Raw genomic sequence first — 22,297 nt, forward strand, 5'->3', positions numbered from 1 at the left:
TGGCTCATGATGTCCCTCTGGGATGCGCTCCGGATGAATATGATGATCTCATATCAGGAACTTGTTCGCACCTTCCCTAGATTACGGAACATAACGGCACAACTGTACCTGTATTATAACAATCCCATTCAGCAAGGGGCTAGTATGCTCAAGGTATTCATAATTAAAGGGCGGGCTATCTCAATAGTAGCCCAACTTATCGCACTGGGCTTTGTAGTAAGCATTCTATTTGTATTCTCTCGCGCTCCAATGAATGATGAAGCATCATATTATATTGGAAGCGGCACTGATAATATTTCTTTACGTGAGGTTAATATTAAACGCTTTAACGGCTGGTACTATAGTCTCGGTTGCTTATTAGAAGTCAACGGGCATCTCGTCACCGCCTCCCCTGACTCTTGCAATCAGTTACTAAATGAAACGATAACTTTATTCGATAAATACTACCCAACCAAGCCGAGGGAGTTTATTATTTACGGTCGAAATATTGGGCGGTGCAGTGACTTAACAACGCCCCGCTGCCCCGCCCTAGAAGATAATAAATAAATCTATCCATGACATGCGAATTGCCCGTGTGAGATTGTACGGGCTAATTGAACCTCATGGGTGAGTTGCTCAAGGTTCTTCCCATGCTTACGCCACCGTTTCCCATTACCTTGGACTTGAGCACAATAAACCCCATTTGTTTTATTAACACTAATTCCCTTGGGTAGATTATTACCTGTAATACATTTACGTGCATTCTGGTTGTTCTGCGCTCTGGTAGCTAATCGCAGATTCAGGATATTGTTATTACCTCTATCCCCGTCTATATGGTCGATACAATGCCCAGCAGGAATAGTACCGTTGATAACAGACCAGATAATACGATGTACAGCGTACTTCTTTCCTTTTAATTGAACAGACCAATAACCATCTTTACCGAGAGTCCCAGCACAAGCACCGATTTTAACTCTCTGGGATAGGGCACGCTTCCAAGTTAAACCGCTCGGAGATTCTGTATCGACTGCGAAGCAATTAACTATAATATCATTCCCCTTATCATTACTTATAATAAGACACTCCTTAAAACACATTGAGTTTATATTGAGCAACAAAAAACAAACCAACAATAGAAATCAATATCAGTAAACCTATGAGGAACACCCTGCAATCTAAAACCATGTTAACCGCTCATAAATTTAAAAACACTGAACACCCATATTATGGAGCATTACTTTCATGAACGATTAACATGTACAAGAAGCAGAGCAAGGTTAAATTTTTTTGATTGAGACTTAACAGCACGGTAATAGTATAGGGGGGGGTATTGGTGACAGCAGTATCGTACCACATTATACCAACTGATGATTTGAGTTAGAGGCACGATTGCTATTACCAACGTATAAGACGATATACCGGTACAAGTTTGATTGAATTTTAAATCAATGGAGTATATTATTTTTGAAGTTAAAATACGTTGCGGCGATATGTAGCCCCTTAATCGGCGCTCCGACCATTGAACCTAGATACTTTTTTAACGTCTTTTTTCTGCACTTGCTCTTTATCAGTCTCAACAATTCGCGTTAGCAACTGAATCTCACGCTCAAGCTCCAAGTGCTTCAAAGCAGCGCGAACCTCAGCAGCAGGGAATGTTTCTAGCAAGGGATTAACGTCCCACAAGCCCTCGCCTATTTCTTGAATATCCCAGCCTGTTTGTACTGACACTTCATAATCTAACGGGTGCAAGTGCTGGCCTCTGAACGTCTCAGCCACATCAGGAGGCCATGACGATATCACTGTGGGTAATCCCGCAACACAAGTCGGGACGTGAACACCAAGCGAACTGGACACGCGATAACGAATACCGGATGGAGAATCATTGGCTAAGCAAAGCGACTCGTGAAGCGCTGGTACCTGCGTAGGCAGCGCCTTTTGTTTTGTGTACAGCATCAAACCTCCTTTTTGATTCGCTGGACAGATTCCAGACTCAGCAGAATCCGAACGGCGGCGGGAGCAGTCCACCGCCTCCCGTTCACCATGACTCGATAATCCCGCCCACCCGTTCTATTTAAACCGCCTGCTGGGTCGCCTTCCCGCTTATTCGCTTTGCCTTTCCCAGAGCGTGCTCGCCACGCCAGCCCCGACGGTGCATCGCTACACAGCTTTAAAATGCGGTTAAGGGCAATAGCTTCTTGTAATGAACAACCAAGATCACCGTTCATGGCCTTTCTCCTATAGTGTTTTCGATATAATTCAAGATTTCCCGATACTCGGGATTGTTCATAAACTCAGCGTGTCGTTTCTGGTTAGGCTGGAGATACTGCACTCCCTGAGAACGTCCACCCTTGCCCGGCTGAAACAGCACGCCACGCTCTAGCAGCCACTGACCGCACTGGACACGCACCAGCATTAACTCGCCCCTGAACCAATCGAGGTACTGCTTCGCCTGCACGCGCTCCTGATACCGCTCTGAGGCCACCTCATCGGGGATATACCGGTACTCGGGATTCAGGATGTAAGGCGATTCGAGAAGAACAAACACCGCCTTGCTACGTTTAATACAGCAACCACGGCAAGCCAGATTCCGGGTGTACTGCTCGACACCGCCACATTTCACACACCGGAAGTCACCACTAGTGAAGAGTTTCTGCTTATCCATAATGGCGTTGTATCGAGCGGGGTTATGCTGCTGAATGCTGCTGAGCCGTTGTTGGTACTCGGGATAGCCAAGTCGCATTAACTGCAACTCTCGGTTCGTTGGGTGCTGCCCGTTTTGGAGTGGTGCAGGGGCCGCGCAGCCCCTACCGTTCTGTTTAGCGTTTGGCTTATTCGCTCCGTTAATCTGCTGGTACATGCTGCTCAGCCTCTACCGCTTGTTGAATTAGGTCGGGGAACATGCCGGTAATAACGGGGCGGGAACGTTGTAACGCTTTGTCGAACTCTAGCTTGTGCTTACGCTCCTGAATAGCGGTAGCCTTTGCACCATCTGAACACTGCACCGGGTGCCAGCCGTTTGCCCACACGTTCAGCGTCCAACCGTTTCCAGAAGGAATAACTGCCACTTGATTGCCGATTGTTTCAGTTGGGAGGATAGACACCGTTACCGCTGACGCATTTGGGATACTAGCTAATGCATCAGCCTTGGTTTGCCAATCAGGAGAATCAGCAAGGAAACGCACGTCTTGTCCTGCTAGATTCTGGGCAAACTTGTAGTTGCCCTTCTGGACATGCTCGGTGAGCGCTGCCATCTCATCTGGAGAGAACTGTTTCTGTAACTGCTCGCGTTGCATAAATGCCAGTAAAGCCCGTTTCAGTTCTTCGCCTACAGCATCGGAATTAGCCTGTGCTTTTGCTGCTGCACGCTGCGTAAGGGTTGCGCTGCGATATCGGTTCGCCTGATTAACCAGAGCGGTATGTACCGCCTGAACCAGATAAAGAATATCGGCCTCAGTCTGGATACGTGCGTTAATCAATGCCGATTTCAACGGTTGCACAACGCTACTCGAGTTTTCGATCATCCACGAACTGACACCCTCTGGGAAAGCTGGCTCAGGCTGGATCGCTGGAAGCTCTGCGTGCTGCTGTGCGGCTTGGATTCGCTGGAAAAGGGCTAAGGTACTGCTGGTACAAAGCGCCTCTGAGAATGGCACAGAGGCCGTTTCTGAGGGCTTCTCAGCATAAGGAGACGGTAGTACTACGGTACCGGCTGGAGTGTTAACAGATGTGTTTACGGATGTATTTACTGCTTTGTTAACTGAATTAATCATTATTGGTTTCCTTATGGAATAGGTAATATTTAGACGTGCAGCATCACCCGAGAAATTAAGCGGGTCTGTATCTGCACTATTTATTTATAGATTACGTCTAAATCACTTCTTGTTTAAATCGGTTTGGTAAAGGTCTGGTGTACACATTATAAATTTACACTTCAAACTTAATACTATTCGTTGGGGAGGTATCGGCTAATTTCTTGTAGTTTTCCTGCGTCATCAGTTGATAATTCATCTGCTGTGCTGCTACCCGTTTTAGCGTACTGAGTGATCATCCTGATATCTGCGGGTGTTGGATTAACCGAATCAAGCATCTCATCGAACTCAGCCATTAACCGCTCTCGTTTCTTTCCAGTTGCGGAGCGGAGTTCTCTGCCCAACTCTGGAATACGTTGGCGCTGAGATGGACTAAATGCAGTGCGCTTCGATTTAACATCGAAAGTATTTTGGTATCCAGTCCCGACTCGTGAGTGTTTGCCAGTTGGGAAGGTGCTATTAAAACTATTTGAATTATTCATTCTGACTCCTTTGTTATTACGATAAGTATTTACCTGTGTGGGTAAACAGATTTCTTGATTTACTTTGTGGGATGGTGCAGTTCTCACCATGTATAATATGCGGTGATTTATTGAGACACTTCTTAGAAGTGTTGTTGAGTATGACATGACAGGGAGAGGTGTAGCTATATACTTCCTTTAGGAAGTAAGACTTTTTGGGGTTTATGGGGGTGCCAAAGGGTGCCAAATCTGACACCCCTCCGATTACAGACCGTGTGCCTTAATCCAGTTACGTACGGTGCTCTGTGACGTTCCGGTAGCAGTGCTGATAGCTTTGTAGCCTAAACCCTGTTTACGCAGCTCAAGTACCCGTTGCTCTGGTGTCTGTCCTGAGTCCTCAATAGCGTGGCGCTTCTCGGTGTTAGCCTTGAATGCCTCCAGCTCTTTCAGGCGGGACTCCATATCACCCAGGCGCTTCTCATGCTCATCCAGCTTACGCACTACCATAGCCGCGTTCTGTAAGCTCAGCAGGCCACTCGACAATGTATCGGCATCCATACGAATAGGGTTTCCCTGCTTTTGTGCGGTAACTACAGCCGGATGGCTTGCATTGGCTTTGAGGGCTTTCTTCATACGTTTACGCTGCTGAGGTCTATTCATCACGGGCTTAACATCCTTTCCGGGTAACAGATCACGCACGATTTGTACCGATGGTCGAGTCTCGCCAGTGCAGTAAACGTCTAGTGAGGTTCTTACTGCGTGGGTGACTTGGGATTGGTTTAGGCTAATACGATTGGGGTTCTGCATGGCAATACGTCGTATAGCGCTCTCTGCGCGTAGCTTCTCAGCTATCGCAGCCTTTAAATCATCTCGTCCGTGCTGCGCCCTGTAGCGTTCGTACAGCGCCTTCATTGATGGGGCTTGAAGGTCGTTAGCCGTTGGGACGTAACCCCTCTTGAATGCGCCCCACATAATGCGGTCAGTGTTTTTTAAATCGGTGGGAGTGTCGTCGAACTGGTTTGGCAGATCATCGGTCTGAAACATATTTCTCCTTTGGTTACGGTGCGGGGTGTGGTGCTGGGATTAAGTCTGAGGTTGCACCAGTGGATTTACCCCGAGCACACGTGCCACGGAGAATTACAGGAGGGTGTGAAAGCGTTTTGTGCGGACTTCGCCTCCTTCCCTAGAGAGTGATATTCTAATTACCATCGTTTGTAAGACAGGATTTCTACAACCCTAGTCGGTACTCGCTTCCTTCCCCTTACAAGTGTGGTTCTAATTACCACATAGTAAATTCAATTACTTACAGAAGCTTAAGTTAAGGCAGCAGAATTGGATAAACCATTTAGATGTGTTTATTCCAGTGCCGTTTAACCGTTGCAATCCCGATACCTAGTTGTTTTGCTGCCGCTGACTGACTCAGACCACCCTCCCTACATCGCTGTACACTCACAGTCGTGTCCTTAGCCTCGGGCCTGCCCAACTTAACGCCCTGAGCTTTCGCACGCCTTAGCCCTTCCTGAGTGCGCTCCCGGATACGGTCTTTCTCGAACTCAGCAAAGGCAGAAAACATCCGTAACATTAATTTACCCTCGGAGCTGGATAGGTCTGACACAGGCAAATCAAGTGATACCACTTTAACGCCCTTCTGCATGAGCATTTCAATAGTCTGCTGCACATCGATATTGTCACGGCCTAAGCGATCCAACTTCAACACAACAAGAACATCCCCGCTCTCTAGCTTATGCTCTACCAGTGACTTAAAACCATCACGCTGCATAGCAGGCACACCACCGGATACTTGCTCTTGCACTACTCGGGCATCAGGTATCTCGTAGCCCGCATTATGAATAGCAAGCAATTGATTCTCGGTTGTCTGCTCGGTGGTTGAAACTCGACAATATGCAAATGTTCTCATCGTGTATGCTCCCTTGACTGGTATCAATTAACGGTATCATCGTATGTATTGGAATCACTTAATGTCAATGGCTATTTTAATGATGCCAATCATGATACCTAATTCTAGTATCACTTAACGAACGATTGTCGATACCAGACCAGCACCTACGATTAGCCGCATAAAAATCCATAACAATCCTAGCTATTGATACCGCGAAGCCTTTCAGGAAAAGGGCAAAGAGAACTATTAACACAACTGGTGTAGTGCAATCACATAATCGCTATAAACTACCGGAATAAAAAGAGAGTAAACTTCTTTAAAATCAACAAGTAAATAGTTCCATACTATACAGAGAGAGAGAAGCAAACCTCTTCACAAATTGAAGAATGCCGCAGGTTGATACAGGAAGCTGCACCGCATATCTGTGCTGTCACCAATAGACCCCCTACACTACGCTGCACCCTATAACCCCTCAGGTGCACCGCACATAACAAACGGCACTGTACCCACGCACGAACAACCTCGCTCAGAAGCTGAACAAGCGTCTGTACGTGAATTCTGATAGACCAGCAAGGTGAATCCCCAGCAGAACACACAGAGCGTTTGTAGTAGCGTTCCACAGCCACCCAGATCCGAAAGGCACACGGGGGAAAGGCTTCCTTTGGGTGGGGGACACCCCCTCGCCTGAATACAGTACTTTTCAGTCGTGGCCTTTTGGTACTTTAGTAAATATCGAGAAGCCTTGAGAATTAACTCATTACAAGATTTCAGACAATACAAGCCATAAAGCCCGTTGGTGGTAAGACAACGTGCGGAGCGTAGCGACTTCATCGGGGGTTATGTCAGACAGTGAAGTTTATCAGGATCGCCGTGTACCCTTTCGGGAGCGTGGCTGAGACGCTGGCAGAGCTTGCATATGGTTTGCAAGTACCGTAACCACCATAAAACCTGTTTATTCCCTGCAACGTCATCTCGACGTGTGGCATGTGGGAGCATCGGCAAAAATGCGCTTCACTGAAAGCTGTAGGAGTTATGCCGGGCGCTCGGCTTTTTGTTCGTTGTTGGGCTATCGCGGTAAGAACGTGGAACCACCGCCAGCTATTTGATATGCTCCCTAACCACATACCAGATCGCAGCAGCAATGAGTAGCCCCGTGGGTACCTTTAAAGGTAACACTGGTTACATCCGCTTTTAGCTTATTGATTCTAAAGAATATTTTAGAGTGGAAATAGCTGGAGCGGGCGAAGGGAATCGAACCCTCGTATAGAGCTTGGGAAGCTCTCGTTCTACCATTGAACTACGCCCGCATCGAAGTGCGTAAGGGATTATAAACCTTACGCTCTTCTTGGCAAGGGACTAACCGACTGACTGGCGATTAAATCACCGTCAGCATTTTGGCTTACTGCCCTGCGGCGGCAAATAACGCAGTGGATCGATAGCTGTCGCCCGATAGCGGATTTGGAAATGCAGCCGCACCGTATTCGCATCCGAGCTGCCCATCGTCGCGATTTTCTGCCCGGCCTTCACGTTTTGACCGTTGTTCACCAGCATGGTGTCATTATGCGCATACGCAGTGATGTAGTCCTCACTGTGCTTAATCATGATGAGATTACCATAGCCCCGCAGCTGATTACCGACGTAAACCACCTTCCCGGCGCCGGCGGCATAAATCGGTGTACCGCGCGCAGCCGAGATATCAATGCCCTTATTGCCGCCGTCCGCGGTTGAATAAGGCAGGATCACCTTACCGCTGGCAGGCCACTGCCAGCAACGTTGCCCTACTGGTGGCCAGGAAGACTGCGGTACGGACGAAGACGGTCTGACCGCTGCCGTTTTGGTTGAGGATTTCTTGGTTGTTTTGCCAGAGTTAGAACTGGTTTTCGCGCCACCGCTGACCTTCAGTTTTTGCCCTACTTCAATGGTATAGGGTGGTGAAATATTATTCAGGCGGGCGATCTCTTTCACGCTGGTCCCGGTAGCGCGCGAAACACGGTATAGCGTATCCCCCCGCTTCACGGTATACACGGAGCCGGAATAACTTCCTGTATCAGACGACTTGCTCCCGGAACACCCTGCTAACAGCAGACCGACACACAGCAACATCACGATACCCAGGCCATTTTTCTTCAGGCGTCCTGCACTCAAAACAATACCTCGCAACATTTTCAGACGCTTTATCATAGCAGCCAGAAACCGGATGCCAAATCATATCGCGCAACGAACCGTCGGTCCTGGCATTTCACACCCTCTGTTAATCAATCTGACTTAATTAAGCATATAATATGGGTGCTTAAGATTGATGGTGGACGCTATGCGACAGGAACATGTCATTTTATTGAATGAGCAGGACCAACCCTGCGGAACGCTGGAAAAATATGCGGCGCATACCGCCACAACTCCCCTGCATTCCGCTTTCTCGTGCTGGATATTTAACGAGCAGGGCCAACTGCTGGTCACCCGCCGCTCGCTGCACAAAAAAGCCTGGCCTGGCGTCTGGACCAACTCTGTCTGTGGTCACCCGCAGCTGGGTGAAACCCACGAAGACGCTATTGTCCGCCGGGCTCGCTTCGAACTGGGTGCAGACATCGACTCGCTCAGCCCCGTATATGCTGACTTTCGTTATCGCGCTACAGACCCGAGTGGAATTGTGGAAAACGAAGTGTGCCCGGTTTATGCCGCACATATCGTCAGTGAGCTACAGCTAAACCCAGATGAAGTGATGGATTGCCAGTGGAGCAGTCTTGAGGATGTCTTAAGCGGGATTGACGCGACGCCGTGGGCTTTTAGCCCGTGGATGGTAATGCAGGCATCGAATGATAAAGCACGAGAATTATTGCGCGAGTTTGCTAACCGTAATTGATTGCCGGATGGCAACGCAAACGCGTTTTATCCGGCCTACGAATCGTCTCCACGTAGGCCGGATAAGGCATCAGCCGCCATCCGGCATTTCACATCTTACTTAACCGGGCGCATCGCCGGGAACAGGATCACGTCGCGGATGGTATGGCTGTTGGTGAACAGCATAACCATACGGTCGATACCAATGCCCAGACCCGCAGTCGGCGGCAGACCGTGTTCCAGAGCCGTAACGTAGTCTTCGTCATAGAACATTGCTTCGTCATCGCCCGCATCTTTAGCGTTAACCTGATCCTGGAAACGCTGCGCCTGATCTTCCGCATCGTTCAGCTCGCTGAAACCGTTACCGATTTCACGTCCGCCGATGAAGAATTCGAAGCGGTCAGTGATTTCCGGGTTTTCATCATTACGACGCGCCAGCGGAGAAACTTCTGCCGGGTACTCGGTAATGAAGGTCGGTTGAATCAGGTGCGCTTCCGCAACTTCTTCAAAGATCTCGGTCACGATACGGCCCAGACCCCAGCTCTTCTCAACTTTGATGCCGATAGATTCAGCAATCGCTTTTGCAGAGTCGAAGTTATCCAGATCGGCCATGTTGGTTTCTGGACGGTATTTCTGAATCGCTTCGCGCATGGTCAGTTTTTCGAACGGCTTACCGAAGTCGAAGACTTCTTCACCATAAGGCACTTCAGTCGTTCCCAGAACGTTCTGCGCCAGCGTACGGAACAGCGATTCGGTCAGTTCGATCAGATCTTTGTAGTCCGCATAAGCCATGTAGAGTTCCATCATGGTGAACTCTGGATTATGGCGAACAGAGATGCCTTCGTTACGGAAGTTACGGTTAATTTCGAATACGCGTTCGAAGCCGCCAACCACCAGACGCTTGAGGTACAGTTCCGGCGCGATACGCAGGTACATGTCCAGATCCAACGCGTTATGATGGGTGATAAACGGACGCGCTGCCGCACCGCCAGGGATCACCTGCATCATCGGGGTTTCTACTTCCATAAAGCCACGAGCAACCATGAACTGACGGATGCCAGCCATAATCTGTGAACGCACTTTAAAGGTATTACGGGATTCATCGTTAGAGATGAGATCCAGGTAACGTTGACGATAGCGCGCTTCCTGATCCTGCAGACCGTGGAATTTGTCCGGCAGCGGGCGCAGCGCTTTGGTCAGCAGACGCAGTTCGGTGCAGTGAATAGACAACTCACCGGTCTTGGTCTTGAACAACTTACCTTTCGCGCCGAGGATATCGCCCAGATCCCATTTTTTGAACTGCTCGTTGTAGACGCCTTCCGGCAGGTCATCGCGAGCAACGTACAGCTGAATGCGGCCGCCAACGTCCTGCAGCGTAACGAATGATGCTTTACCCATAATACGACGGGTCATCATACGGCCAGCAACGGATACCTCAATGTTCAGCGCTTCCAGCTCTTCGTTTTCTTTTGCGTCGAAGTCAGCATGCAGTTGGTCTGAGGTATGATCGCGACGGAAATCGTTCGGGAACGGGATCCCCTGCTCACGCAGGCTCGCCAGCTTCTCACGGCGCGTTTTCAGTTCATTGTTAAGGTCGGCTACCGCGTCAGCGCCCTGTACGTGTTGTTCAGACATGTTGGTTCCTCATAACCCTGCTTTCAAACTTGCTTCGATAAATTGATCCAGGCTGCCATCCAGCACCGCCTGCGTGTTACGGGTTTCAACCCCGGTACGCAGATCTTTGATGCGGGAGTCATCAAGGACATAAGAACGAATCTGGCTACCCCAGCCGATATCTGACTTATTGTCTTCCATCGCCTGTTTCTCGGCATTCTTCTTCTGCATTTCCAGTTCATAAAGCTTCGCTTTCATCTGCTTCATGGCCTGGTCTTTGTTCTTGTGCTGTGAACGGTCGTTCTGACACTGCGTCACAATCCCGGTCGGGATGTGGGTAATACGCACCGCAGATTCCGTACGGTTAACGTGCTGACCACCTGCACCGGAGGCACGGTAAACGTCAATACGCAGATCCGCCGGGTTGATATCGATATCAATATCATCGTCAACTTCTGGATAAACAAACGCAGAGCTGAACGACGTATGGCGACGTCCGCCGGAGTCGAACGGACTCTTACGAACCAGACGGTGTACGCCGGTTTCAGTACGCAGCCAACCGTACGCATATTCGCCAGCAATTCTGATGGTCACGGATTTAATACCCGCCACTTCACCTTCAGACTCTTCAATAATTTCAGTCTTGAAGCCGCGCGCTTCAGCCCAACGCAGATACATGCGCATCAGCATGCTTGCCCAGTCCTGCGCTTCCGTACCGCCAGAACCTGCCTGAATATCGAGATAGCAATCTGCGCTGTCATATTCACCGGAGAACATACGACGGAATTCCAGCTGGGCCAGCTTATCTTCCAGCGTATCGAGTTCTGCTACGGCTTCGTTAAAGGTTTCTTCGTCGTCGGCTTCTACAGCCAGCTCCAGCAGGCCGGAGACATCTTCCAGGCCCTGGCTCATCTGATCGAGCGTATCAACGATGGCCTCAAGAGAAGAACGCTCTTTACCCAGCGCCTGCGCGCGTTCGGGTTCGTTCCATACGTCCGGCTGTTCCAGCTCGGCGTTTACTTCTTCCAGACGCTCTTTCTTGGCATCATAGTCAAAGATACCCCCTAAGAACGTCAGAGCGCTCCGTGAGGTCCTGAATGCGGTTATTTACCGGATTAATTTCAAACATTGTCTGATTTCTTTTATTGGACTAGTCAAAATGCGGTGATAAGAGCGGGATTGTAACTAATCCACGCCCTTTTTTATAGCGATTAGTGACGCTAAAGTGGCCAGATATTGTCGATTATAATCTGCAAACTACGGTTGCCGCGAAACTCATTAATATCCAGTTTGTAGGCAAGCTGAACTTCGCGCACGCCGTTGTCCGGCCAGCAGGTGGTATCGACATTAAACGCAATACCGTCCAGAAGTGGACCACCGCCTACGGGCTCGACCATTACCTTCAGATGACGCTCACCGACCAGACGCTGCTGGAGCAAACGGAAATGCCCGTCAAACAGCGGTTCCGGGAACATTTGTCCCCACGGTCCGGCATCGCGCAGCATTTGTGCGACCTCCATGGTCATCTCCGACGCGTTCAGTGGGCCATCCGACACCACTTCACCTTGCAGTAAGGCGGGATCCAACCACTCGGTTACCAGTTCGCCAAAACACTGCTGGAAACGCTCAAACTGCGCCTCTTCAAGCGATAAGCCCGCCGCCATGGCGTGACCGCCAAACTTGAGGATCATGCCCGGATAAAGGGTGTCCAGGCGCTCCAGCGCATCGCGCATGTGCAGCCCCTGAATCGAACGCCCGGATCCTTTGAGGGTACCGTCACCTGCCGGGGCAAACGCTATCACCGGGCGATGGAATCGCTCTTTAATACGCGATGCCAGAATCCCCACTACGCCCTGATGCCACTCGGGATGATACATAGCCAGACCGCCAGGTAGCGTATCGCTACTGCGTTCCAGCTTTTCACACAGGGTCAGCGCTTCTGCCTGCATACCCTGCTCAATTTCTTTGCGCGTCTGGTTGAGTGCGTCCAGCTCATTGGCCAGCACGCGCGCTTCACCAATGTTGTCGCACAACAACAGCGCTACGCCAACGGACATATCGTCCAGACGCCCTGCCGCATTCAGCCGTGGCCCGAGGGCAAAACCTAAATCACTGGCTGCCAGCTTTAGGGGGTCGCGATTGGAAATCTCCAGCAGCGCTTTAATACCTGGGCGGCATTTTCCGGCGCGGATACGGCTTAAGCCTTGCCACGTCAGAATGCGGTTATTGGCATCCAGCGGGACCACGTCCGCCACCGTGCCAAGCGCAACCAGATCGAGCAAATCAGCCAGGTTCGGCGGTGCAATGCCTCGCTCATCAAACCAGCCTTTGTCACGCAGGAAAGTGCGCAGCGCCAGCATCAGATAGAAAGCTACACCAACGCCTGCCAGCGATTTCGACGGGAACTCACAGTCGTGCAGGTTAGGATTGATGATCGCCTCTGCGCCCGGCAGCGTATCCCCTGGCAGGTGGTGATCGGTTACAACGACCGGGATCCCCAACGTTCTGGCATGTTCGACACCCATGTGAGACGAGATGCCGTTGTCTACGGTAACAATCAGCTGAGCACCACGGGCATGGGCCTGATCAACGACTTCCGGGCTTAAACCATAACCGTCCTCAAAACGATTTGGCACCAGGTAGTCAACGTTACTGCAGCCCAACGCGCGCATCGCCAGGATGCTTAGCGCCGTGCTGGTCGCGCCATCGGCATCGAAATCGCCGACAACGATGATGCGAGTTCCCGCACGAAAGGCGTTGTAGAGGATCTCAACCGCCTTTTCGACACCGTTTAAATGCTGCCACGGCAGCATTCCTTTCACGCTACGCTCAAGTTCCTGCGCGCTGCGCACGCCGCGACTGGCGTATAAACGGCGCAGCAGTGGCGGCAAGTCGGCAGGTAACTCGGCTGTCTCGTCGGCCTCACGCCGACGAAGTTGTATCTGTTGTTTCACGCGAATTATTTACCGCTGGTCTGTTTTGCATGTGCGTCGAGGAATTCTTTCATCTCTTTCGGGCCCTGATAACCAGGTACGACATAACCATTGCTCAGCACAATCGCCGGTGTACCGCTGACGCCAAACTGTACGCCCAGCGCATAGTGGTTAGCGATATCCACATCACAGGTCGCCGCTTTCACGCCCTTGCCAGTCATCGCGTCGTCAAAGGCTTTGTTTTTGTCCTTAGCACACCAGATAGACTTCATGTCCTGCTCAGCCTGACTGTCCAGCCCCTGACGTGGGAAGGCCAGATAACGTACGGTGATCCCCAACGCATTGTAATCTTTCATCTCTTCATGCAGCTTGTGGCAGTAACCACAAGTGATGTCGGTGAAAACGGTAATGACGTGTTTTTCCTGCGGCGCTTTGTAGATGATCATCTCTTTTTCCAGCGCGTTCAGATGTTTCATCAGCAGTTGGTTGGTGACATTCACCGGACTTGCGCCGCTCACGTCGTACATCGGTCCCTGAATAATATGTTTACCGTCTTCGGTAACGTACAGCACGCCGCTATTGGTCAGTACAGTTTTCATACCCGCAACCGGAGCAGGTTGAATCTCGGTGCTCTGCACACCCAGCTTTGCTAATGACTGACGAATTGCCGCGTCGTCTGCATGTACCATGCCGGAAAACGCCGTCGCCAGCAGGGTGAACATCATAAAACGTTTTTTCATAGCCTATCCTATCCTGTCAGCACTCACGCTCGCGGGTGATGCTGTTGATGTAGTTGCCGCAAGCGCTCCGTTGCGACATGAGTATAAATTTGCGTTGTCGAGAGATCGCTATGCCCCAGTAGCATCTGCACCACGCGCAGGTCTGCGCCATGGTTAAGCAGATGCGTGGCAAACGCGTGCCGCAGGACGTGCGGTGACAGCTTTTCGCTGTCGATTCCCGCCAACACAGCATAGTGTTTGATACGATGCCAGAAGGTCTGACGGGTCATCTGTTGCGCCCGCTGACTAGGAAACAGCACATCAATCGATACGCCGTTGAGCAACCATGGACGCCCATGCTCCAGGTATGTTTCCAGCCAGTACACAGCCTCCTCACCCAACGGGACAAGGCGCTCTTTGTTACCTTTACCGATCACCCGTACCACACCCTGACGCAGGCTGACGTCACTCATCGTCAGTCCTACCAGTTCAGACACGCGCAGGCCTGTTGCATACAGCACTTCCAGCATGGCTTTGTCGCGTAGCTCCAGCGGTTGCTCAACAAGCGGCGCTTGTAGCAGCCGCTCAACCTGTGCTTCGCTGAGATCTTTAGGCAGGCGCTGCGGAAGTTTAGGTGATGCAAGCGAGGCGCTGGGGTCATCTTCACGATATTTTTCGCGGTACAGATGCTGAAAAAAACGTCGCGTCGCACTGAGCAAACGTGCGGAACTGGTGGCTTTATACCCTCCATCCATCCGCTCAGCCAGCAAGGCTTGCAGATCATCACTTTGCGCGGTCGCAAGCGAAGCGCCGCGGTGATGTAACCATTCCACAAGCATGGTCAGATCGCGACGATACGCACTTAATGTATTTTCCGCCAGATTTCGTTCCAGCCACAGGGCATCAAGAAACTGCTCGATGCGCGCCAGATCCTGTTCCACTCGCGCCCCTTATTCCACTCTCATTTTTGATGCATTATGCCTCATTGTGCCGAGAATGCGGCGATTCTGTTACACTACCCGCAACGCTACAGCAGAATTGAGATGTTTACGTCATGAACATGGGTCTTTTTTACGGTTCCAGCACCTGCTACACCGAAATGGCAGCAGAAAAAATCCGCGATATCCTGGGTCCCGAACTGGTGACACTGCACAACCTCAAAGACGATTCCCCGACCCTAATGGAGCAATATGACGTGCTCATTTTGGGCATTCCAACCTGGGATTTCGGTGAAATTCAGGAGGACTGGGAAGCGATCTGGGAGCAACTGGACGACCTCAACCTGGAAGGCAAGATTGTCGCGCTTTACGGTATGGGCGATCAGTTGGGATACGGCGAATGGTTCCTGGATGCGTTGGGTATGCTGCACGATAAACTGATCACCAAAGGTGTAAAGTTTGTCGGCTACTGGCCCACAGAAGGCTACGAATTCACCAGCGATAAACCCGTCATTGCTGATGGACAACTGTTTGTTGGCCTGGCGCTGGATGAGACGAACCAGTACGATCTCAGCGATGAACGCATTCAGGCCTGGTGCGAGCAAATTCTTGGGGAAATGGCCGAGCACTGGTCCTGATAACCGATTTGCCGGATGACGGCGTAAATGCCTTATCCGGCCAGCATGACGCACCTAACTGTAGGCCTTCAAGCTGCGCGCCATCAGGCATGTGTCATGCGTTACCCTTGCTTCGCCTTTTGCAGCATCAACCGCCGTAAATCCCGCCACTCTGCATCATCCATACTGTCTGCTGCCAGCCACAAATGTTGACGTTTTCCGGCATCAGATCGCAAACGCAGCATCATGCCTGTTTTAACCATCCAGGGGGCGCTAACGATAGACCACTCTTGCCCTTGCCAGCGCAGACGGCCATCCATCAACAGCCGAATCTCACCCTGACAGGCGTTGATTCGACGCTGACTGCGAACGCTATCGAACACCACCAGAGAGAGCAAAACCAGCCATAATGGGGTGTAGCTCAATGGCCAGGGCATCAATAAAATAAATACCGCGACCAGCCCATGAATTAGCAGTGAAAGCCACTGCGCGCGCCATGATACGCGTAAATCAGATTGCCACTGGACCACGTTCCCGATTCCGTGTCTGGATAAGTCGCACCATCTGTTCCAGCTGCTCATCAGCTGGTTTCCCATGATTCATCAACCAGTTAAATAAATCTGGATCATCACATTCTAGCAGACGGATAAAGATACGTTTTTCTTCGTCACTTAAGCTGTCATATTCATGTTCGAAAAACGGCATGATCGAGATGTCCAGCTCGCGCATACCGCGGCGGCATGCCCAATGAATACGTGCTTTGTTGTTAATATCCATGTTCTTCTCCCTGTCTCGCGAAAACGAAGTATCCCGCTATTGTAACGTGTTTTTCCCGCTCTTTTTACGGGAATATCAGTAAACTGAAGCTCGCTCGCTAAATAAAACCTTATTAAGCCAAAGGATTCACCATTTTTGGATGTCTCCTCGCAAAGCGCAACATATGGCACAAATAGCCTGTTTAAACCGCTTGCAATGGGCCATAGCTCTTTTACCATTAGTCATTATCACTGCGTTAAGCAAATCAGGACATTATTATGGCTTTTACATCTTTTCCTCCTCGCCAGCCTTTCGCGTCAACGCGTTTGCCTCTGACGCTAATGACGCTCGATGACTGGGCGCTCGCCACCATCACCGGTGTCGACAGTGAGAAGTATATTCAGGGTCAGGTCACGGCGGATGTCAGCCAGATGACCGAGCATCAGCACCTGTTGGCTGCACATTGTGACGCCAAAGGTAAAATGTGGAGCAACCTGCGTCTGTTCCGCCAGGGTGACGGTTTTGCATGGCTTGAGCGCCGTAGCCTGCGTGATGCGCAGCTCAGCGAGCTGAAAAAATATGCGGTCTTCTCGAAGGTGGTGATTGCCCCGGACGATGAACGAGTACTGCTGGGCGTAGCGGGATTCCAGGCACGTGCAGCGCTGGCCAATCTCTTTAGCGAATTGCCGAACAGTGATAAGCAGGTCATTACCGAAGGTGCCTCCACGGTATTGTGGTTCGAACACCCTGCCGAACGTTTTCTGCTGATCGTTAATGCCACCACAGCAGAAACCTTGGTTGAAAAGCTGCGTGGCGAAGCTGAGTTAAATAACAGCCAGCAGTGGCTGGCGCTGGATATCGAAGCGGGTATCCCCGTTATTGATACAGCCAACAGTGCACAGTTTATTCCACAGGCTACCAATCTGCAGGCTCTGGGCGGGATCAGCTTTAAAAAAGGCTGCTACACCGGTCAGGAAATGGTGGCTCGTGCAAAATTCCGCGGAGCCAACAAACGCGCCATGTGGACTTTGGCGGGTGCCGCCGGTCGAGTACCGGAAGCGGGTGAAGACCTGGAGCTGAAAATGGGCGAGAACTGGCGCCGTACCGGCACCGTACTCGCCGCAGTACAACTGGCTGATGGTCAGGTACTGGTGCAGGTTGTGATGAATAACGACATGGAGGCCGACAGCGTGTTCCGCGTTCGTGAAGACGCGAAAACGCTGCATATCGTACCGCTGCCATATTCGTTAGACGAAGAGTAATTGGTAGGCCTGATAAGCGCAGCGCCATCAGGCAATTCGGCACAGGCTACCGGATTGCGGCGTTGGCTTGTCCGGCCTATAAAATACAGTCCGGGCGAGGCGTTTACGCCGCCCCCGGGGTTGCACTGAATCTATGCGTGTTGCCCCACGTACAGATAGATCGCCAGGAAATGGCAAACGCTGCCGCCCAGCACAAAGCCGTGCCAGATCGCATGGTTGTAAGGAATACGCTTACAGACGTAGAAAATTACGCCCAGCGAATACACCACACCACCAACAGCCAACAACGTCACGCCTCCCGCCGCCAACTTAACCGCCAGTTGATACACCACAATCAGCGAAAGCCAGCCCATTGTCAGGTAGGTCACCAGTGACAGAACCTTAAACCGGTGCGCAATGGTTAGTTTGAATAAAATACCGATCAGCGCCAGGCTCCAGATAACAATCATCAGCCCATGTGCCAGCGGCGAATCAAGCCCCACCAGCAGAAATGGCGTGTAAGTCCCGGCAATCAGCAGATAAATCGCACAGTGGTCGAATTTTTTCAGCCAGACTTTCGCTCTCTGATGGGGGATCGCGTGATACAAAGTTGAGGCGAGGAACAGCAGGATCATGCTGCCGCCGTACAGGCTATAGCTGGTAATCGCCATAGCGCTGGCGTTGGTATCCACTGCCTGGACCAGCAATAACACCAGTCCGACAATCCCAAACACCAGCCCGATACCGTGACTGATGCTGTTGGCTATTTCCTCTGCCAGCGAATATCCCTGCGCGATTAATGGCTTCTGAACCATAACTTACTCCCGAGAAACGAACCCTATCGTGATTGCTCCTCTAGCGTAACTGAGAATGGTTCCAGTGAACACCTGTTAGCTAAAATAATTACCAGATAAATGTTTATCATTAAAAATCATAGTGTTAGATTTTAAATTTCAGCTAACATGCGTACCATTAAAATCAAAGGCATTTAAAATCAATCACATAAAATTGCGTCTGATCCGGATAAATCTCGGCAATGACATGTTTAAGTTCTTCAAGCGTCATGTTTTCCTGCTGGGCATGTTTATCCGTCAGCGTATCCAGCGTGACGGTTGAGGCGCCTACAACCTCAATCGTGCAGAAGTAACCGTCATCTTCGAAGCGCCCAACCCGTAAAATGTCCCCGGCTTTGAAGTGTGATTCGGACTCGTCACGAATAGTGATGGTCTTGCGTCCGGCCAGAATGTCATCCTGGAAACGCTGAAAAAAAGTGATGTCATTTGGCTGCATGTTATTATTCCCTGTAGATGAAGTCTGATGAGTGAGTTTTGCCATTGTGAGTATGTTCTCCCACGCTGCCATCGCCAGTCTCAACAATCTTGAGATGCTGGTCTACAACTATGTCATCAAAAACCGTGACAAAGTCATGTACATGACCATTCGCGAACTGGCCGATGCCGTGGGTGTTTCCACTACAACCGTACTGCGCTTTTGCCGCAAGCTTAAGTGTGAAGGTTACTCAGAATTTCGCGTGCGCTTCAAATTATATTTAGAGCAGAATGAACCGCAACAGGCTAATTTCGGTGCCAGCGAAATTATCAGCTTCTTTAAAGGCGTTAATAACGATGAGTTCGATAATCTGCTCGATCAGGCTGTTGATATTATATTATCTTCCGAACGTATTATATTCGTCGGAGCGGGAACATCCGGAGCCTTAGCCAAATATGGCGCACGTTTTTTCTCAAACGTTGGAAAATTCAGTAATCACATTGATGATCCTTATTTCCCGGTAACGAATGACATGGCCAGAAACGCGCTGGCGATCGTGCTTTCTGTTTCCGGTGAAACAGAAGAGATCCTGCGCTTTGCCAGCCAGTTCAGCCTGCATAACTGTAAGGTCCTGTCTGTCACCAGTCATGAACATTCGCGGCTGGCCAAATTGGCTGACTTTAATCTCTCCTGGCACGTTCCACAGACGCGCATTGCCGGAGTATACGATATAACCACACAGATCCCTGTTATTTATATTCTGGAGTCACTCGGCCGCAAGTTGGCGAAAAGAATAGCGTAAAAAAACAATCTGTTTTTTGGATGTAACAAATCACATTAGCGCTATTTTGTTATATCGTGACATTTATCTTTCCTTTGTTAGACTCAAAATCAGATTGTATTAATTTGAGACTGAGCGCAGATGAAAAAACTTACCTTACCAAAAGATTTTTTATGGGGTGGCGCGGTTGCGGCGCACCAGGTTGAAGGCGGCTGGAACAAAGGTGGCAAAGGCCCCAGCATTTGCGACGTACTGACCGGAGGGGCACACGGCGTTCCGCGAGAAATCACTCAGGAAGTTGAACCCGGTAAGTACTACCCCAACCACGAAGCTGTCGATTTTTACGGTCATTACAAAGAAGACATCAAGCTGTTTGCTGAGATGGGCTTCAAATGCTTCCGCACCTCAATCGCCTGGACCCGTATCTTCCCCAAAGGGGATGAAAGCCAGCCGAATGAAGAAGGGCTAAAGTTCTACGACGACATGTTCGATGAACTGCTGAAGTACAACATCGAACCGGTCATCACCCTTTCCCACTTTGAAATGCCGCTGTACCTTGTTCAACAGTACGGTAGCTGGACCAATCGTAAAGTCGTCGATTTCTTTGTCCGATTTGCTGAAGTCGTTTTTGAGCGCTACAAACACAAGGTCAAATACTGGATGACCTTTAACGAGATCAATAACCAGCGCAACTGGCGCGCACCGCTGTTTGGTTATTGCTGCTCCGGCGTGGTGTATACCGAGCATGAAAACCCGGAAGAAACCATGTACCAGGTGCTGCATCACCAGTTCGTGGCCAGCGCTCTGGCAGTGAAAGCCGCACGCCGCATCAACCCGGAAATGAAAGTCGGCTGCATGCTGGCGATGGTGCCACTGTACCCGTTCTCCTGTAAGCCTGAAGATGTGATGTTCGCGCAGGAATCGATGCGTGAGCGCTACGTTTTCACCGACGTTCAACTGCGCGGCTACTATCCATCATATGTACTGAACGAGTGGGAACGCCGCGAATTCAACATCCGAATGGAAGCCGGAGATGAGCAAATCCTGCGTGAAGGCACCTGTGACTATCTCGGATTCAGTTACTACATGACCAACGCGGTAAAAGCGGAAGGCGGCAGCGGCGATGCCATTTCTGGTTTTGAGGGCAGCGTACCGAACCCGCACGTAAAAGCGTCCGACTGGGGCTGGCAGATTGATCCGGTCGGTCTGCGTTACGCCTTATGTGAACTGTATGAGCGCTATCAGAAACCGCTATTTATCGTAGAAAACGGATTTGGTGCCTACGACAAAGTGGAAGAAGACGGCAGCATCAACGACGACTATCGCATCGACTATTTGCGCGCCCACGTTGAAGAGATGATGAAAGCGGTAACCTATGATGGCGTAGACCTGATGGGCTACACGCCGTGGGGCTGCATCGACTGTGTCTCGTTCACCACCGGTCAGTACAGCAAACGTTACGGCTTTATCTACGTGAACAAACACGACGACGGCACCGGCGATATGTCGCGTTCACGCAAGAAAAGTTTTAACTGGTACAAAGAGGTGATTGCCAGCAACGGCGAGAAACTTTGATTTTTTGCCGGATGGCGGCGTATACGCCTTATCCAGCCTACAGATTAAATTCCCGTAGGCCGGATAAGCATAGCGCCATCCGGCGATTAAATCCTACTTCCCGCCAGCCAGTTCCAGAAAACTGCCCGTTACGTACGACGCCTTCTCGCTCAGCAGCCAGGTAATCGCCTGCGCGACCTCCTCCGGTTGTCCTCCGCGCTGCATAGGCAACATCGATTTCACGCGATCGACCCTTCCCGGCTCGCCGCCAGAAGCGTGCATTTCAGTGTAGATAAGACCAGGTCGCACGCAGTTTACGCGGATCCCTTGCGCCGCAACCTCCAGTGCAAGGCCGATGGTGAGCGTGTCCACAGCGCCTTTTGAGGCCGCGTAATCAACATATTCGAATGGCGCACCAAGCCGCGATGCCGCCGAAGAGACATTCACAATCGCCCCGCCTGGCCCTCCGTGTTTGAACGACATGCGCTTTACCGCTTCCCGACAACACAAAAAATAGCCGGTAACATTGGTCGCCAGCACGCGGTTAATTCTTTCAGCGGTTAGGCTTTCCACCGTGCTCTGTTCAAACAAAATCCCGGCATTATTCACTAACGCAGTCAGTGGTTCACCTTCGCGGTCAATAGATTCAAACATTGCCACAACCTGGCTTTCATCGCTGATATCAGCCCGTAGAGCAAACGCCTTTCCCCCGGCAGCGACAATGGTATTCACCACCTCCGTTGCCGCACGGATATTGTGATGAAAGTTAACCGCAACCGTGTAACCCTCTTGCGCTAACTGCAGCGCAGTTGCCCGCCCGATGCCGCGACTGCCGCCAGTAACCAGTGCGATTCCCATGGATACCTCCAGATATGAAAAAGCCGGGAG

The 22,297-nt window shown here is 50.7% G+C and carries 25 protein-coding genes and 1 tRNA gene; 7 read left to right on the top strand and 19 right to left on the bottom strand.

Features of this window, described 5'->3' with window-relative positions; translation table 11 throughout:
• The coding region (locus tag OGX94_RS11105) for a hypothetical protein (RefSeq protein WP_286569229.1) at positions 1 to 546 on the top strand (546 nt) is incomplete at its 5' end.
• A 2-nt stretch (positions 547 to 548) separates the two neighbouring features.
• Here OGX94_RS11105 and OGX94_RS11110 read toward each other — a convergent pair.
• Entirely contained in the window at positions 549 to 1,076 is a 528-nt protein-coding gene (locus OGX94_RS11110) for an HNH endonuclease (RefSeq protein WP_161623273.1), read from the bottom strand.
• A gap of 403 nt (positions 1,077 to 1,479) precedes the next feature.
• Positions 1,480 to 1,755, bottom strand: a complete 276-nt coding sequence (locus OGX94_RS11115; RefSeq protein WP_286569231.1) for a hypothetical protein — start codon at positions 1,753 to 1,755, stop codon at positions 1,480 to 1,482.
• Positions 1,756 to 1,766: 11 nt separating this feature from the next.
• Here OGX94_RS11115 and OGX94_RS11120 point away from each other — a divergent pair, with 11 nt between their 5' ends.
• A complete protein-coding gene (locus OGX94_RS11120) occupies positions 1,767 to 1,904 on the top strand; it encodes a hypothetical protein (RefSeq protein WP_286569233.1) in 138 nt (45 codons plus the stop codon).
• A gap of 296 nt (positions 1,905 to 2,200) precedes the next feature.
• Here the strand turns inward: OGX94_RS11120 and OGX94_RS11125 are convergent, their stop codons facing one another.
• The 7 genes from OGX94_RS11125 to actS all read right to left on the bottom strand — a co-directional run bounded on the left by OGX94_RS11125 (position 2,201) and on the right by actS (position 8,294).
• A complete protein-coding gene (locus OGX94_RS11125; protein WP_202633504.1) occupies positions 2,201 to 2,836 on the bottom strand; it encodes a hypothetical protein in 636 nt (211 codons plus the stop codon).
• Positions 2,820 to 3,749: a hypothetical protein gene (locus OGX94_RS11130; protein ID WP_161623266.1), complete on the bottom strand. Its 930-nt coding sequence runs from the start codon at positions 3,747 to 3,749 to the stop codon at positions 2,820 to 2,822. The genes OGX94_RS11125 and OGX94_RS11130 overlap by 17 nt, the downstream gene beginning before the upstream one ends.
• Positions 3,750 to 3,922: 173 nt before the next feature.
• Positions 3,923 to 4,270: a hypothetical protein gene (locus OGX94_RS11135; protein WP_137362210.1), complete on the bottom strand. Its 348-nt coding sequence runs from the start codon at positions 4,268 to 4,270 to the stop codon at positions 3,923 to 3,925.
• 243 nt (positions 4,271 to 4,513) lie between these two features.
• Entirely contained in the window at positions 4,514 to 5,293 is a 780-nt protein-coding gene (locus tag OGX94_RS11140; RefSeq protein ID WP_161623265.1) for a helix-turn-helix domain-containing protein, read from the bottom strand.
• Positions 5,294 to 5,594: 301 nt separating this feature from the next.
• Entirely contained in the window at positions 5,595 to 6,167 is a 573-nt protein-coding gene (locus tag OGX94_RS11145) for a recombinase family protein (RefSeq protein WP_016154337.1), read from the bottom strand.
• Positions 6,168 to 7,382: 1,215 nt separating this feature from the next.
• A tRNA-Gly gene (locus OGX94_RS11150) sits at positions 7,383 to 7,456 on the bottom strand.
• 79 nt (positions 7,457 to 7,535) lie between these two features.
• On the bottom strand, positions 7,536 to 8,294 hold the full coding sequence (gene actS, locus OGX94_RS11155; RefSeq protein ID WP_257662072.1) for an amidase activator ActS: 759 nt from the start codon (positions 8,292 to 8,294) through the stop codon (positions 7,536 to 7,538).
• Between the two features lie 166 nt (positions 8,295 to 8,460).
• On the opposite strand from actS, the gene idi reads away from it, so the two are divergent.
• The gene (gene idi / locus OGX94_RS11160) at positions 8,461 to 9,009 is read left to right on the top strand and encodes an isopentenyl-diphosphate Delta-isomerase (RefSeq protein ID WP_003825528.1); all 549 of its coding nucleotides are present in this window, start codon (positions 8,461 to 8,463) and stop codon (positions 9,007 to 9,009) included.
• 95 nt (positions 9,010 to 9,104) lie between these two features.
• Here idi and lysS read toward each other — a convergent pair whose 3' ends face one another.
• The 5 genes from lysS to xerD all read right to left on the bottom strand — a co-directional run bounded on the left by lysS (position 9,105) and on the right by xerD (position 15,194).
• Positions 9,105 to 10,622 (bottom strand): lysine--tRNA ligase, encoded by a 1,518-nt coding sequence (lysS, locus tag OGX94_RS11165; protein ID WP_003026911.1) that lies wholly within the window; start codon positions 10,620 to 10,622, stop codon positions 9,105 to 9,107.
• A 9-nt stretch (positions 10,623 to 10,631) separates the two neighbouring features.
• Positions 10,632 to 11,730, bottom strand: a protein-coding gene (gene prfB / locus OGX94_RS11170) for a peptide chain release factor 2 (protein ID WP_100194817.1) whose coding sequence is annotated in 2 segments (ribosomal slippage) — positions 10,632 to 11,654 and positions 11,656 to 11,730 — 1,098 coding nt in all. Because the reading frame shifts where the segments join, the coding sequence is not laid out codon by codon here.
• Positions 11,731 to 11,821: 91 nt separating this feature from the next.
• On the bottom strand, positions 11,822 to 13,555 hold the full coding sequence (recJ, locus tag OGX94_RS11175; RefSeq protein WP_063940915.1) for a single-stranded-DNA-specific exonuclease RecJ: 1,734 nt from the start codon (positions 13,553 to 13,555) through the stop codon (positions 11,822 to 11,824).
• Positions 13,556 to 13,560: 5 nt separating this feature from the next.
• On the bottom strand, positions 13,561 to 14,274 hold the full coding sequence (gene dsbC / locus OGX94_RS11180; RefSeq protein ID WP_003825520.1) for a bifunctional protein-disulfide isomerase/oxidoreductase DsbC: 714 nt from the start codon (positions 14,272 to 14,274) through the stop codon (positions 13,561 to 13,563).
• 23 nt (positions 14,275 to 14,297) lie between these two features.
• The gene (xerD, locus tag OGX94_RS11185) at positions 14,298 to 15,194 is read right to left on the bottom strand and encodes a site-specific tyrosine recombinase XerD (RefSeq protein WP_126317441.1); all 897 of its coding nucleotides are present in this window, start codon (positions 15,192 to 15,194) and stop codon (positions 14,298 to 14,300) included.
• Positions 15,195 to 15,307: 113 nt separating this feature from the next.
• Here xerD and fldB point away from each other — a divergent pair, with 113 nt between their 5' ends.
• Positions 15,308 to 15,829, top strand: a complete 522-nt coding sequence (gene fldB, locus OGX94_RS11190; RefSeq protein ID WP_003825517.1) for a flavodoxin FldB — start codon at positions 15,308 to 15,310, stop codon at positions 15,827 to 15,829.
• A gap of 101 nt (positions 15,830 to 15,930) precedes the next feature.
• Here the strand turns inward: fldB and OGX94_RS11195 are convergent, their stop codons facing one another.
• Complete coding sequence (locus OGX94_RS11195; RefSeq protein ID WP_003825515.1) at positions 15,931 to 16,338, bottom strand: protein YgfX; 408 nt, start codon at positions 16,336 to 16,338, stop codon at positions 15,931 to 15,933.
• Entirely contained in the window at positions 16,319 to 16,585 is a 267-nt protein-coding gene (gene sdhE / locus OGX94_RS11200) for an FAD assembly factor SdhE (RefSeq protein ID WP_003825514.1), read from the bottom strand. Before sdhE ends, OGX94_RS11195 begins: the two co-directional genes overlap by 20 nt.
• 257 nt (positions 16,586 to 16,842) lie before the next feature.
• Between sdhE and ygfZ the strand changes: the two genes are divergently transcribed.
• Entirely contained in the window at positions 16,843 to 17,826 is a 984-nt protein-coding gene (gene ygfZ, locus OGX94_RS11205) for a tRNA-modifying protein YgfZ (protein ID WP_126317440.1), read from the top strand.
• Between the two features lie 131 nt (positions 17,827 to 17,957).
• On the opposite strand, the gene trhA is transcribed toward ygfZ, so the two are convergent.
• Both trhA and yqfB read right to left on the bottom strand, forming a co-directional pair.
• Positions 17,958 to 18,620 (bottom strand): PAQR family membrane homeostasis protein TrhA, encoded by a 663-nt coding sequence (gene trhA, locus OGX94_RS11210; RefSeq protein WP_257662074.1) that lies wholly within the window; start codon positions 18,618 to 18,620, stop codon positions 17,958 to 17,960.
• 163 nt (positions 18,621 to 18,783) lie between these two features.
• Positions 18,784 to 19,095 (bottom strand): N(4)-acetylcytidine aminohydrolase, encoded by a 312-nt coding sequence (yqfB, locus tag OGX94_RS11215; protein ID WP_257662075.1) that lies wholly within the window; start codon positions 19,093 to 19,095, stop codon positions 18,784 to 18,786.
• A 52-nt stretch (positions 19,096 to 19,147) separates the two neighbouring features.
• On the opposite strand from yqfB, the gene OGX94_RS11220 reads away from it, so the two are divergent.
• Positions 19,148 to 19,876, top strand: a complete 729-nt coding sequence (locus tag OGX94_RS11220) for a MurR/RpiR family transcriptional regulator (protein WP_008785744.1) — start codon at positions 19,148 to 19,150, stop codon at positions 19,874 to 19,876.
• 120 nt (positions 19,877 to 19,996) lie between these two features.
• Positions 19,997 to 21,430 (top strand): 6-phospho-beta-glucosidase BglA, encoded by a 1,434-nt coding sequence (bglA, locus tag OGX94_RS11225; RefSeq protein WP_003825504.1) that lies wholly within the window; start codon positions 19,997 to 19,999, stop codon positions 21,428 to 21,430.
• A gap of 93 nt (positions 21,431 to 21,523) precedes the next feature.
• Here the strand turns inward: bglA and OGX94_RS11230 are convergent, their stop codons facing one another.
• Positions 21,524 to 22,267 (bottom strand): SDR family oxidoreductase, encoded by a 744-nt coding sequence (locus OGX94_RS11230; RefSeq protein ID WP_200921214.1) that lies wholly within the window; start codon positions 22,265 to 22,267, stop codon positions 21,524 to 21,526.
• Between the last annotated feature and the right edge of the window lie 30 nt (positions 22,268 to 22,297).

This window comes from Citrobacter sp. Cpo037 (assembly GCF_030332945.1).
GTDB classification, from domain to species: Bacteria; Pseudomonadota; Gammaproteobacteria; order Enterobacterales; family Enterobacteriaceae; genus Citrobacter; species Citrobacter portucalensis.